This is a genomic window from Mitsuaria sp. RG, from assembly GCF_028369275.1.
Taxonomy (GTDB): domain Bacteria; phylum Pseudomonadota; class Gammaproteobacteria; order Pseudomonadales; family Pseudomonadaceae; genus Aquipseudomonas; species Aquipseudomonas peradeniyensis.
Genome location: NZ_JAQMYQ010000003.1, coordinates 143,802 through 157,303, shown reverse-complemented (window position 1 = coordinate 157,303; position 13,502 = coordinate 143,802). Strand labels below are relative to the sequence as shown.

General features: G+C 60.4%; 12 protein-coding genes. 3 read left to right on the top strand and 9 right to left on the bottom strand.

Annotation, left to right across the window (positions count from 1 at the left end):
• Positions 1-121 precede the first annotated feature (121 nt).
• Positions 122-1,297: an MFS transporter gene (locus POF53_RS03200; protein ID WP_498966342.1), complete on the top strand. Its 1,176-nt coding sequence runs from the start codon at positions 122-124 to the stop codon at positions 1,295-1,297.
• A gap of 4 nt (positions 1,298-1,301) precedes the next feature.
• On the opposite strand, the gene POF53_RS03195 is transcribed toward POF53_RS03200, so the two are convergent.
• Complete coding sequence (locus POF53_RS03195; protein ID WP_498966340.1) at positions 1,302-2,063, bottom strand: SDR family oxidoreductase; 762 nt, start codon at positions 2,061-2,063, stop codon at positions 1,302-1,304.
• 176 nt (positions 2,064-2,239) lie between these two features.
• Between POF53_RS03195 and POF53_RS03190 the strand changes: the two genes are divergently transcribed.
• Complete coding sequence (locus POF53_RS03190; RefSeq protein ID WP_498966338.1) at positions 2,240-3,241, top strand: NADP-dependent oxidoreductase; 1,002 nt, start codon at positions 2,240-2,242, stop codon at positions 3,239-3,241.
• Positions 3,242-3,341: 100 nt separating this feature from the next.
• Here the strand turns inward: POF53_RS03190 and pyrF are convergent, their stop codons facing one another.
• Positions 3,342-4,043 (bottom strand): orotidine-5'-phosphate decarboxylase, encoded by a 702-nt coding sequence (gene pyrF, locus POF53_RS03185; protein WP_232856420.1) that lies wholly within the window; start codon positions 4,041-4,043, stop codon positions 3,342-3,344.
• Positions 4,044-4,225: 182 nt separating this feature from the next.
• Between pyrF and POF53_RS03180 the strand changes: the two genes are divergently transcribed.
• Positions 4,226-4,393: a DUF2897 family protein gene (locus tag POF53_RS03180; RefSeq protein ID WP_082337674.1), complete on the top strand. Its 168-nt coding sequence runs from the start codon at positions 4,226-4,228 to the stop codon at positions 4,391-4,393.
• A 47-nt stretch (positions 4,394-4,440) separates the two neighbouring features.
• Here the strand turns inward: POF53_RS03180 and POF53_RS03175 are convergent, their stop codons facing one another.
• From POF53_RS03175 to POF53_RS03145, 7 genes are all read right to left on the bottom strand, one after another.
• A complete protein-coding gene (locus tag POF53_RS03175) occupies positions 4,441-4,779 on the bottom strand; it encodes a ComEA family DNA-binding protein (protein WP_232856421.1) in 339 nt (112 codons plus the stop codon).
• Between the two features lie 143 nt (positions 4,780-4,922).
• Entirely contained in the window at positions 4,923-6,857 is a 1,935-nt protein-coding gene (locus tag POF53_RS03170; RefSeq protein ID WP_498966334.1) for a polysaccharide biosynthesis protein, read from the bottom strand.
• Positions 6,858-7,014: 157 nt separating this feature from the next.
• Positions 7,015-8,046 carry an MraY family glycosyltransferase gene (locus POF53_RS03165; protein WP_232856423.1) on the bottom strand — a complete coding sequence of 344 codons (1,032 nt, stop codon included), beginning with the start codon at positions 8,044-8,046 and terminating at the stop codon, positions 7,015-7,017.
• A complete protein-coding gene (locus POF53_RS03160) occupies positions 8,043-9,041 on the bottom strand; it encodes a UDP-glucose 4-epimerase family protein (protein ID WP_232856424.1) in 999 nt (332 codons plus the stop codon). The genes POF53_RS03165 and POF53_RS03160 overlap by 4 nt, the downstream gene beginning before the upstream one ends.
• On the bottom strand, positions 9,038-10,186 hold the full coding sequence (locus tag POF53_RS03155; protein ID WP_498966332.1) for a glycosyltransferase: 1,149 nt from the start codon (positions 10,184-10,186) through the stop codon (positions 9,038-9,040). Before POF53_RS03155 ends, POF53_RS03160 begins: the two co-directional genes overlap by 4 nt.
• 106 nt (positions 10,187-10,292) lie before the next feature.
• Positions 10,293-11,531 (bottom strand): hypothetical protein, encoded by a 1,239-nt coding sequence (locus POF53_RS03150; protein ID WP_498966329.1) that lies wholly within the window; start codon positions 11,529-11,531, stop codon positions 10,293-10,295.
• A 397-nt stretch (positions 11,532-11,928) separates the two neighbouring features.
• On the bottom strand, positions 11,929-13,275 hold the full coding sequence (locus POF53_RS03145; protein ID WP_498966327.1) for a Wzz/FepE/Etk N-terminal domain-containing protein: 1,347 nt from the start codon (positions 13,273-13,275) through the stop codon (positions 11,929-11,931).
• Between the last annotated feature and the right edge of the window lie 227 nt (positions 13,276-13,502).

The following is a 13,502-nucleotide window of genomic DNA, read 5'->3' as shown; positions in this document are numbered from 1 at the left end:
CAAGTGTTCGCTGCTTTCAGGCAAACAGTTAAGCATAAATGCCCCGTGAGTGTGCCTTGGCGAGCACCTGTGCAAAGGCCGATGCTGCCAACCACAGCCACTGCCTTGCGGATCCGCCCCGATGCCCACTTGTCACGCCCCAGCCCTGCTGGCTTTCGCCCTGTGCCTGATCACCCTGGCGGTGAACCTGCAGGCCCCGCTATACATCACCTACGCCGACCTGTCCGGGCAAGGCGCGGCGGCAACCGCCGTGGCCTTCTCCGGCTATGTGCTCGGCGTACTGCCGGTGCTGCTGGCCCTCGGCGGCCTGGCCGATCGGGTGGGCCGGCGCCCGCTGATCCTGGTCGCGCTGGCCCTGTCGATGGTCGCGACGCTGCTCATGCTGCTGGCGCCGAGCCTGCAGATGCTGGGCCTGGCGCGCCTGTTCCTGGGGCTGGGCACAGGCCTCGCCTCGGCCACCGCCACCGCCTACATGAGCGAGCTGATGGCGCCTGACGCCAGTGGCCGCGCCGCCACCTGGGTCACCGCCAGCACGTCGCTCGGCTTCGGCCTGGGCGCGGCGCTGACCAGCCTGTTCCTGCTAAGCGGGCCGACCCTCACCCCCGGCAGCTTCCACCTGCAACTGGCATTGGCCGCCGTCGCCCTGCTGCTGGTCTGGCGCCTGCCCGACCCTCGCCCGGCGCAGCGCAGCGCCATGCTGCGCCTGCCCTGCTACCCCGCCGGCAGCCTGGCTTATGGCCTGGCGATCCTCCTGGCCTGGGCCTGTGTCGGGCTGGTGATCGCCCTGCTGCCGAGGATCCTGCGTCAGCACGGGCTGAGCGCCTGGTCGGGGTTCTCGACCTTCTGTGTGATCAGTTGCGGCTTGCTGTTCCAGCCGCTGGCCCGGCGCCTGGCCAGTGCCCAGGCTACCTTGCTGGGGCTGCTGATCCTGCCGTGCAGCTACGCGCTGCTGGCCTGGGGGGCTGACAGCGGCAATCTGCTGGGTATGCTGCTGGGCGCCGTGGCTGCGAGCAGCGCCTGCTATGGCTTTATCTACCTGGGCGGATTGGCGGCGGTGAACGAGCTGGCCGGGAGCGAGAAGCCCCGGGCCAGTGCCGGGTTCTTCCTGCTCGCCTACCTGGGGTTCAGCCTGCCGGTGATCTTTACCGGATTGCTCAGCGATCGGCTGGGATCGCGCATGGCGCTGGAAGTGTTCGGCGGCGTCCTGCTGGTGGGCTGTGCCGCCGTGGCATTGGGCCTGTGGAAAACCTCGCGGGCCTCTTCGCGGGTAAACCCGCTCCCACAGGGGTCGAATTAGTCGGTCAGATCGCCAAGGCGCCGCCATCGACAGTCAGGCTGTGCCCCGTCGTGAACGCCGCGCCATCGCTGCACAGGTACAGCACCGCACTGGCGATCTCCTCGACCTTGCCAATGCGCCCGACCGGATGCATCGCTGCGGCGAACTCGGCCTTGCGCGGATCGGCCTCGTAGGCGCGGCGGAACATGTCGGTGTCGATCACCGCCGGGCACACCGCGTTGACCCGGATGCCCTTCTTCGCATACTCGATGGCCGCCGACTTGGTCAGGCCGATCACCGCATGCTTGGACGCCGCATAGATGCTCATCTTTGGCGCCGCCGACAGGCCGGCTACCGAGGCGGTGTTGACGATGGCGCCGCGGCCCTGGGCCAACAGCAGGGGCAGTTGGTACTTCATGCACAGCCACACACCCTTGACGTTGACCCCCATGATCGCGTCGAACTCCGCCTCGCTGCCCTCCGCCAGGCGTCCCTTCTCGATCTCTATACCGGCGTTGTTGAAGGCATAGTCGAGCCGGCCATAGGCCGTGATGACCTGCTCGTGCAGCTGACGCACGTCACTGTCACGGGTAACGTCGCAGGCGACGAACAGCGCCTCGCCGCCAGCCTGGCGGATCAGCGCCACGGTGGCTTCGCCCCCGCTCGCGTCACGGTCGGCCACCACCACCTTGAGCCCCTCGGCGGCGAATGCCTGGGCCGTCGCCCGGCCGATACCCGCCGCGCCACCGGTGACCAGGGCAACCTGGCCGGAGAAAGTCATGCTCATCACTGGCTCCTGCAAAAGGATGGGAAGTCGTGGCTGAGTCTAGTCAGGGCACCGCCGGGCTGGGCAGCATCATCAAGGGCACGGTTGGACTACTATCGTTCGCGGTGATCTTGCGTGACGCGGCCCATTCAACCCGCCGATCATCAGCCCCTCACACTCGTTCAGGAGAACTCGCCATGCCCCACACCAACCGCCGCTTCCTGCTGACCCGCCGCCCGGTCGGCGCCGTGCGCCGTGACGACTTCACCTACGAGCAGGTGCCCGCCAGCGAGCCGGGGGAAGGCCAGGTGCAGGTGAAGAACCTCTACCTGTCGCTGGATCCGGCCATGCGCGGCTGGATGAACGAAGGCAAGTCGTATATCCCACCCGTGGGCCTGGGCCAGGTCATGCGCGCCCTCGGCGTCGGCGAGGTGGTCAGCTCCAATCACCCGGACTACAAGCCCGGCGACCATGTCAGCGGTGCCCTTGGCGTACAGGACTACTTCACCGGCGAACCCCAGGGCCTGCACCGGATCGACCCGCGCCTGGCGCCCCTGCCCCGCTACCTGTCCGCCCTGGGCATGACCGGCATGACCGCCTACTTCGCCCTGCTCGATGTCGGCCAACCCAAGGCCGGCGAAACCGTGGTGATCTCCGGCGCCGCCGGCGCGGTCGGCAGCATTGCCGGGCAGATCGCCAAGCTCAAGGGCTGCCGCGTGGTGGGCATCGCCGGGGGCGCGCAGAAGTGCCAGTACCTGCTGGATGAACTGGGCTTCGACGGGGTCATCGACTACAAAACCGAAGACGTACTGGCCGGCCTCAAGCGTGAGTGTCCCAATGGCGTGGATGTGTACTTCGACAACGTCGGCGGCGATATCCTCGATGCCGTGCTGTCGCGCCTGAACTTCAAGGCCCGGGTGGTGATCTGCGGCGCCATCAGCCAGTACAACAACAAGGAAGCGGTCAAGGGCCCGGCCAACTACCTGTCGCTGCTGGTCAACCGTGCGCGCATGGAAGGCTTCGTGGTGATGGACTACGTCAAGGAGTACGGCAAGGCCGCGCAGGAAATGGCCGGCTGGCTGGCCAGCGGCAAGGTGAAGAGCAAGGAGGATGTGGTGGAAGGCCTGGAGACCTTCCCCGAGACGCTGCTCAAGCTGTTCAGCGGGGAGAATTTCGGTAAGTTGGTGCTGAAGGTCTGAGATCAGCAGCCAAGCGCTTTGTGGGAGCGGGCTTGCCCCGCGATGGCGATTGCCTGGACTTGCGCCATCGCGGGGCAAGCCCGCTTCCACGATCCCTGATTCAACCGCGGATTTCAGCCACCACGGCAGCCAGTGCCTTGGCCGGATCTGCCGCCTGGCTGATCGGACGCCCGATCACCAGGTAATCGGAACCGGCGTCCAGTGCCTGACGCGGCGTCAGAATCCGGCGCTGGTCATCCTGGGCACTGCCCGCCGGGCGAATACCCGGGGTCACCAGCTGCAGCGACGGGTGCGCCGCCTTCAGTGCCGGCGCTTCCAGTGCCGAGCACACCAGGCCGTCCATGCCGGCTTTTTGCGCCAGCGCCGCCAGGCGCAGCACCTGCTCCTGCGGATCGACATCCAGGCCGATGCCGGCCAGGTCCTCGCGCTCCATGCTGGTCAGCACGGTCACGCCGATCAGCAGCGGCTGCGGGCCGCTGCGCTTGTCCAGCTCCTCACGGCAGGCCGACATCATGCGCAGGCCACCGGAGCAGTGCACGTTGACCATCCACACACCCATCTCGGCCGCGGCCTTGACCGCCATGGCGGTGGTGTTGGGGATATCGTGGAACTTGAGGTCGAGGAACACTTCGAAGCCCTTGCCGCACAGGGTTTCGACTATCCCTGAGGCGCTGCTGGTAAACAGTTCCTTGCCCACCTTGACCCGGCACAGGGCGGGGTCGAGCTGGTCGGCCAGCTTCAGGGCGGCGTCACGGGTGGGGAAATCCAGGGCGACGATCAGGGGCGTCTGGCAGGCGGACATGGGCAGGGTCTCTTGGCAAGTCGTAAACGGCGCGCATTGTAAACGAAGTGGCGCGGGGTTTGGGGGCCGCGGGTCATGAGATTTGGCCCGGGCGGGGGCGGCTCCTATAATTGAACCAACGGCTGCGGCAATGGCTCGAATGCCATGTAAGCGGTGCCCTATACGCTTTCAGGAGAATCTCGATGCCTTGGTATGCCTGGTTGATACTGCTTGTTGCTCTCGGGTCGATTGTCGGCGGGTTGATGCTGCTGCGGGATACGGCGAAGAAGTTGCCGCTGACCGAGGAGCAGTTGAAAAAGGTGCATGAGCGCAACGCCGAGGCGGATGCGAAGGATGCGGCAGACCGCTGACAGGCGGTAGAAAGCCGACCGATGCAGGATCGGCCGGCTAGCCGAGGTTAATCCACCCTCAGCTTTTCACGGTTGCGTTCCAGCAGCGCATTGCCGATACCCTTGATCTCCAATAGCTCGTCGACCGATTGGAAAGGGCCGTGCGCCTCGCGATAGGCCACGATAGCCTCGGCCTTTGCCTTGCCGATGCCATTGAGCTCGCTCTGCAGGGTCGATGCATCGGCCTGGTTGAGATCAACCTTTTCCGCTGCTACCGATGACGCGGCAGCTCGCGGTTCGACCTGTTCGACAGCGGGCGCCGGCGCCGCTGCTGGCGCAGCGGAAAGAGTGAATGACAGGCAAGTGAAGAGTGGTAGCAACAGATAGGTCAGTACATTGTTTCGCATGATCAAAGACTCCTTGGTCCAGGATTTCAGAGGCAGCGTTCCTTGGCTGCCTCTAAACCCTAGTCGCTCTGGATGTCCGATCAAGATGCCGGTGCCGGGGAGATTATTTCCAGATCATTCCAGCAGTGCGTCGCCCCTGGGTGTCAGGGATCCATGCGTCGCTGCAGATGGATCCAGTCCACGATCTCGCTGTCCGGGGAATAACCGCTGACCATTTCGCGCAACAGTTGACGAACCGCAACGTAATCATCCGCCTGGACGGCGCCTTGCAGTCGAATCAACTGTTCCTTGAGCACGGACCAATCCAGGAAGTCCTCGTCGGCACTCATGATCATCGGATGCCGGGTGGAAACCACATTGTCCCCGATCAGTAATTCTTCATAGAGTTTCTCGCCGGGCCGCAATCCAGTGAACTCGACGGCGATGTCGCCATTGGGATTTCGCTCCGAGCGAACACTGAGGCCAGAAAGGTGAATCATCTTCTCCGCCAGCTCGACGATCTTCACCGGCTTGCCCATGTCCAGCACGAACACATCCCCTCCCAGCCCCATGGACCCCGCCTGGATAACCAACTGCGCGGCCTCGGGAATGGTCATGAAATAACGGGTGATCTTCGGATGGGTTACGGTCAGCGGACCACCCGACTTGATCTGCTTGTGGAAAAGCGGAATCACCGAACCCGAGGAACCCAGTACGTTGCCGAATCGGACCATGGTGAATCTTGTCCGATTGACATGGGATAGATTGCTGCTGCGACCAAACAGGACAGGAGCAGACTCACGGCTCAAGGCCTGCAGGATCATTTCCGCCAGACGCTTGGTACTGCCCATGACATTGGTTGGACGCACTGCCTTGTCGGTGGAGATCAATACGAAGTTCGAAACGCCTGCCTGCAACGCAGCCTGTGCCGTGTTGAGCGTTCCGAATACGTTGTTCAACACACCTTCGGCGATATTGTGCTCGACCATGGGTACATGCTTGTAGGCAGCGGCATGGTAGACCGTATCGATATGCCAGGTACGCATGACATCAAGCAACTGGTCAGGATTGCGAATGGAGCCCAGGATCGGCAGCACCCTGACAGGCAGCGACTCACGGGCAACCCGTTGCTCCAGCTCGCTGAGGATGCTGTAGAGATTGAACTCGCTGTGTTCGAACAGCAGCAGATTCTTCGGGCGAAGACTCAGTATCTGACGGCAGAGCTCGGACCCGATCGACCCGCCGGCTCCGGTTACCAGAACGGACTGGCCGACAACACAGCGCTCCAGCAGCTCGTCCTGGGCTGGCACCGGGTCACGTCCAAGCAGATCGGCAATGTCGACCTCCTGGATATCATCGACCTTGACCTGACCACGGGCCAGGTCCATGAAGCCAGGCACACTACGCACATGCAAAGGGAAACCTTCGAGGAAGCCAAGTATCTCACGGCGACGCGCACGGGTCGCCGAAGGAATGGCCAGCAGGATTTCCTCGGCGCCGGTCAGGTCCAGCATTCTCTGGATATGCTTGGGTTTGTAGACTTGCAGCCCGGCGATCACCCGATCACTGATACTTACATCATCGTCAATGAAAGCCACCGGCCGCATCAACCGGCCCATGCGCAATGCCGCAACCAACTGGTTGCCGGCAGCGCCTGCCCCGTAAACCGCAACCTTCGGCAAACCGTCATCACGATTGGTGAAGGGCACGTGCTTGGCGGCTGCGAACCAGTCGCCGAGGAAATATTGGCGCATCACAAGGCGCAGACCGCCCAGGAACACCAGGCTCAACCACCAGTAGTTGAAGATGATCGAACGCGGCACCACCGCTTGATGGTTGCTGTACCAGTAGACCACCAGGGCAAGGATCAACGACGAAAGGCTGACGGCCTTGGCAATGGCGATCAGCGCATCGTTACCGAAATATCGCATGACCGCACGGTACATGCCGAAGCGGATGAACAACGGAATCGCCACAATCGGGGCGGCGATAAAGAGCCACAGGTGCTCCTTGATCGGATTGGACAGCTCTTCGACCCCCAGGCGAACGAGAAATGCCAGCCACAAGCTCCCCCAGACCAGCACGACGTCAGTTGCCACCTGCAACAGCCTTTTGTATCGCCGAGGCAACCCTAGCAATGCGGACCGAAAACTATCCATAACCCCTTTCAAAATCATTCTCCTCTTACCTGAACCTTAGCCGCACTCGCAACTGTAGTGGCTGGCATGATCAATGCCGCCGGGGCCCTTTGGACACTCATGCTGGCGACTTGTCGACGATTTCCCTTTGCCCCGCCTTGAACTTGACCGCAAGCGCGAGGAGCGGTGCATAAGCCAAGATCACGCCAACCAATGCATCCACATGCCCCAATGCCACGACGGCCGCCCAAGGCAGCAGCCAGAGCAGATTGATGGCCGTCACGGCCAGCGTGACGGGACGGTGCTTGCCAAATTGTCGCGAAGCATACTGGTAGGCATGGCTTCGGTGTGCTTCATAGACCTTGTCGCCACGCAACAGCCGACGAGCCAGGGTAAAGGTGGCATCGACAATGAAAACACCCATCAGGATGATCCACGACCAGAGCAGCACGGGGTCGCCGTTCGCGGCATGCAACGACAGCAGCGCCAACTGGATTCCCAGGAAACCACTGCCTGCGTCGCCCATGAAAATACGCGCCGGCGGGAAATTCCAGAACAGAAAACCAGCCACGGCCAATGCAAGCAAGGCTGGTGCCCACACCATTGATGAAGCGCCGCAAGCGACATAGATGACGCATGCACCCAAACAGACCGTTATCGCCTGAAGGCTAGCCAAGCCATCGATACCGTCCATGAAATTATAGAGATTAAGCATCCACACAATGTAGAAAGCCGCCAGCACGTAGGTAACCAGGCTGATGTCCAGTGTCGCGCCCAGGACCACCAGCTTTGGAGCATTACCTAGCCAGAACAACACCCAGCAGGCTGCGGAAAAATGTCCCAGCAATCGCCACCGGGCTGCAATATGGCCATGGTCGTCGAGAAATCCGATTACCGCCACCAGGCCGCAGCCACCCAGAGAACCGATCAGCAGCCCCGTCGAGATGAGATCGAGGCCGTAGGCAACCGGCAATGCCGCGAGGAACGCCAGCACGATTGCCACACCACCACCGCGTGGCGTGGGAACGGAGTGAGAACTGCGGGCATTGGGAACATCGATGATGCTTCGGGCAATTGCATAACGACGCAACGCCCCTGTCAGCAAGTAAGAAACCAGCAGAACAGCAATGGGAAGGATCCAGTAACTCATCGAATGGGGTTTTCCAGGAAATGTTTTGCAGTGATGCCGAGCGCTTCCTCCAGTGACACCGGCGGCTCCCAACCGAGCATCTGGCGTGTCTTGGAGATATCGACCTGAAGCGAGCCGCAGAGACGTTGTGACAGCGCCCGCTTACCCAGCAGATTGGCCCCGAGGGTCAGTAGCGAGCTCGGAACCGGTATCAACCTGGCCGGTTTGCCCAGGGCGACCGACATCTTCTGCAGCAGCTCCGTGGTGGAAACGTCATGGCCGTCACTCACCAGAAACACTTGGTTGGCTGCCGCCGGGTGCGAGCAACACAACACGATCAGGTCGACGAGGTTGTCCAGGGCCACGAGGCTGCGCTTGTTATGTATGGCACCGAAAGGCAACGGAATCTGTTTGTCGAGCCAACGCATCATGTTGTGGAAGTTGGCCTTCACCCCAGGTCCGTAAACCAGCACAGGCCTGATGACGACGATCTCCATGCCCAGGTCACGTCCCAGCTTCATCAACTGCTCTTCCGCTTCCTGCTTGGACACCCCGTAAGGGTCCGAGGGCGAGGCATCATCATCTGCATGGTAGGGCCGCCCCAAAGGCGTTCCCTCGCCATTGACCTTGATCGAGCTGATAAAGACAAAGCGCTTTACCCCAGCCTGGGCGGCGCGCCGGGCAAAGGCGAGCGTTGCCTCGACATTGACCTTTCGAAATTCCGCCAGCGGGTCGGCGGCGACCTCGTTCATCACATGCACCCTGGAGGCACAATGAATCACTACATCAAATGGCCGCTCAGCCTGAGGCCAGGCAGATTCGCTTGCCAGGTCATCGAACAGGTGTGGCTCAACCCCGGCGGGCAATGGTGTTGATTGCTGGCGCACTGCCGCAACCACCTCTACCGGCATCGTCGCCAATCGCTTCAACACACCTTGACCAACAAATCCGGAACCGCCTGTTAACACTATGCGCATCGTACCATCGCCCCTTGTCCTTTCTACTTGCGGCGTCATTGGCGGTCCATGATCGCCTTGATGAACACCTGCATTTCCCCAACCACCAGATCCTGCGAGAAGTCCCGGCGAGCCCTCTGCAGACCAGAGAGCGCGAGCCTATCACGAAGTACCGAGTCGCCATGAAGCCGGGTGAGAACCTCGCGGATCTGCGCAATGTCGCCTGCTTCATGGAACAGCCCGGTGACGTCTTCCTCGACGGCATCGGTCAATCCGTAGATTCGCGAGACCATGCTGGGCACCCCCACCGCTGCGGCCTCGATCACCGCCAGGCCAAAACCTTCCCGGTAGCTGGGCATGCAAAACACGTCGGCCATTGCCATGTAGTGCTCAGGTGTACGGGTGAAGCCCACACGGTGAAAACGGTCCTGGCAAGGTTGCAGGATGGCCGCCAGCGACTCATCGATACCCTCATCGTCAGGTCCGACAACCAGCAGGTGGGCATCGGCATACCCTTCGCCAAGCGATGCAAAGGCTTGGGCGAGATCCAGAATCCCCTTGGCCGTATTGACCCGACCAAGAAACAGGAAAACCTTGGCGTTTTCGGCGATGTTCATCTCGCTACGCATTTGCGCGGCACGCTGCGGATCCGGCTTGAAGCGCTCGATATCCACGCCACTGATGGAGCCTTTGCCAAGCACCCTGATCTTGTCTCTGGCGACGATCTTTGACTCGATCAGGAAATCTCTTTGCGAATGACTGTCCGTCAGCAGGTGCGTTGCGGCGCCAGCCAGGAGACGGTCAAGGAACATCAGGAAGCGACGCCCCAGCCCACGCCGGGTGAACCAGACCTGCCCGGTAAAGATGTGCACGCGGCACCGTGTCGCCGACAGCCACCCCGCCAACATGGCGACAAGCCCTGACTTGGGCATCAGGGAAAGCACGCAGTCGTAACGACGCTGCATCAGGATTCGCCAAAGCCGGTACAGCGAGATCACGTCACGCTTGAGGGAGATCTTGCGTTCGATGGCATAGGGAATGAAGTCGACATGCTCTCCCAGCAGCGCCTCGACGTCATGGCGCGTACCGGGCACCACCAGTGTCACATCGTAGTTCGCGGAAAGACGCTTGATATGCTCGCGCATGAAGACATGCAAAACGACAGGGACCGTGGCAACCAAACAGATTTTCTTACGCGGCCGCATTTGTGTTTCCAAACGACTCACTACCCTTCAGATTGAATGATAATTACAGACAAGGTCTCGCCGGTCAGTTCACAACTTCTGGCAGCGACCACAGCAGCCCTCGACGTCATGCAACCGCTCCCTGCATGCGGTTCAGCCTAGATTGGCGTCTGGCGTCACGCTCCTGCTGCCCGGCGAACAGATAGAGGGAAACGGCAAAGATCGGCATGACTTGCAGCCCCTTGAAATTAATGATCACGAAGATCAAGAACAGGGCCAACGCAAAAACCTTGATATCACGACTTTTCTCATAGCGCCCGCCGAACAGGACGGGCACGAGATAAAAGCAATTCAGCAACATAAAAACGACGATAGAACCAAAACCGGAAAAATACAAAAGTCGCAGATAGCCGACATCTGTCCCTTTGTAGAACCCCAACTCAGAAGTGTCTTCAGAAAAATAGCGGCCATCACCATACAGGTAGGTGGATAGCTGATCAGGGAATATGTACATCTCCGACAACGACTGGACGCTGTCACTGTGCAACTCACCCTTGGTTACGATATTCCTGAAGATTTCAGTGGCTTGGTACAAGGGCCCAGACGTTACATAGAAGCTCAGCACCACCATCGTGACGACCGACAGCAATAGTAGAACCTTCAGTCCCAAGCCACGACGGCTCAGCCCCAGGATGGCGAAAGGAATAATTGCACTACGAGCAATTGCCATCGCGATGGGGAAGATCATGATGACGAGCAAACTCTTCAGGAAGCTTTTCTGTGAAATGAGCAGATAGTAAAACACCGTGATGACCAACGTAAGCGCGCCATCCACATGAAACAAGCCAAAGCCCAGCGCACGCAACCCGTAAATATGCTGGAAGACCTCCGCCGAGCGTGGTGATATAAAGCCCAGCAGCGTGGTGTACACGTCCCTGTCTAGGATCGATATGATCGCCAACGCGCACTGCAGGAAAATCCAGGCCAGCAACGCAGACGGTCGCTTGGTCAAGACGCGGTGAATGACATAACCGAAAAATATATTCAGAAAGATCTTGCTGGACACCACAAAGTGAAAGAACAGATCACCAGGCGCTCCCGCAGATGCCACCAGCGCCCCCCCGAGCAGCCAGCCACCAAAAAGCAACAGGAAGGCAATTGCGAACCCACCATTACTCATCAGCAACCTGAAAAAGCCCAACATATAGAAGGGCATGAGCAATACCGCCATCGGTACCTCGGTGCCATAGACACGCGGAAACCCAATGGTCACCGTCAGTACCAACAGAGCAAGTAGAAAAGAACCTTTTCTCTCCTGCTGCCCAGCGCTGCTCATGTCTACAGCTGTTGTCATTGGGTTGCTCATCCAGCTACCACACTCACTTTGATCTTCCCCACTATCCTTTGAACGGTTTGCCGCAGCCTTCTGCCCTGCACATCACCGCCGCCCGAATGACCATACCTTTGCAATCCGGAAAATCGTCACGGGCCACGTTCATGGCATGCGCCATGATCCACGCTAATGGAAGATGCTTGGAAAGGCGCCGCCGGCGCCGTTCCTGACTTGGTGAAAACGACCTGGCAGATAGCATGAACAAACTCCGCTGCGGCCAACCTAGATATCAATATGCCTGTACCTCTACGGGCACTTCACCAGAGGAGCAGGTGATCCTCCATACTACCGCATATCTGTCTTTGCCAGAGTCGCCAGAGGACAACCACCCGCAACCTGCCTTTACACCAGCAAGCGCCGGCCTGCCCCCTTAGCGCGGGTCGACCTCGATGAGGTCATCGCGGCGGCGAGCAACAGCCTGCGGGGCCAACGGCTCAGTGCCAGCACTCCTCGCCTGCATACCAGCGATCAGCAGGTGACGAGCCAGCGCGATACCCGCGCCTACCACCAGGCCTACAAGCAACCCACCGATCCCGAGCAACCACTTGCTGGGTGAAACCGGTTCAAGCGGATTGACGGCACGCTGGTCGACACTGACCAACTTGAGGTCCTTGGCCTGCAAGCTCACTTGTTCCAAGGCGAACCGCTCAGCCTTGATGCTTGCAATATCCTGCAGGTACAAATCTGCCTGTTTTCGCTGCTCCAACGCCTCAACCTCTCGATTGCGGTCAAGCAACTGCAGCTCCTTGGCAATCTGCGGAATTCGCGTGTCGGCAAAGTCGTCGGAGCGGCGCTGGAGCAATGCCGCGCGCTCAGCCTCAAGGGCATCGGAGCCCAGGAAGTACAGGGGGTCACGACTGGTTATGTCGGCAACCACGACATTCGTTGCGTTGACTCCAGCACTGCCGGCTATCGAAGCCGGGGTCGACGGACGCTTGATGCCAAGCCGCCGAGCGATGAGCAACGCCTCATCCAGCTGCGCGATACGATTGGCGCGCAGGGTTTTCAGCTCGGTTCGGCGTGCGCGCATCTCATCAAGCAGTTGGGCACGTTTTACCGCATCCCGCTCACTCAGCGAGGCGATTTGAACCTCCTTGAGCATCTCGTAGGAAACTCTCGACTTCTCGAGCCGGGTATCCAGCTCCTTGAGCCGGTTGGCCACGACGGTAATGACATCCCTATCGATTCGCTCGCGCTCGACCAGTGTGGCCTGCTCTATCAAGCCGTCGATAATGGCAACCCCGTCGTCGCCGGCACGGTAGGTGAGGTCGAGGGTGAGCGCCTCGGGGCTTCCCTCGCCATTCGACGCACTGCTGCGGCGTACCTGAAAGGCATTGCGACCGAAGAGCTCGAAGCGTTGCTCCACGCTCAAGCCTGGAACCTGGAAAGAATTGAACTGTTCTGGATGGGCCTGGAAGTAGGCAAAGCGGGTGTCGTAAGACTCAAGTGCAGTAGCGACCCGCTGCAGCGCCTGTTCAGGCTGAAGCTTGTAGACACCGGACCGATTCAGGGCATCCAGCTCGAACTGGGCGACTGGACGCAGGACGCTGGTGACCCGATAGCTGGGGGTCGCCATGTACCCATAGGCCAATGCAGCCAACGTAGTCACCGCCATCGTGCCGAGGATCAGACGCTTGCCCCGCCACAATGCGACCCCTGCGCTGAAGAGATCCAAACCTGAGGCGCCCACCACTGGAAAACGATTGATAACAGTCACGATCGACCTGCCTTAGAGCTGAAGGAATACTGCGGCAGGACCCATCCCATGGCTTGGCGTAAGGCATATCCGTGCCACTTTGTGGAAATGCAGGCCGTGCCCGCATGCAAGGAAAGGCTCGCATTATGGCAGCGAACGCCATTTATACAAGCAGCAGGCAGCGCCCTTGGCTACCACACAGAGTTGACAGTACAGTGTCACCCTCCCGCGTACCAGGCTCGAAAACC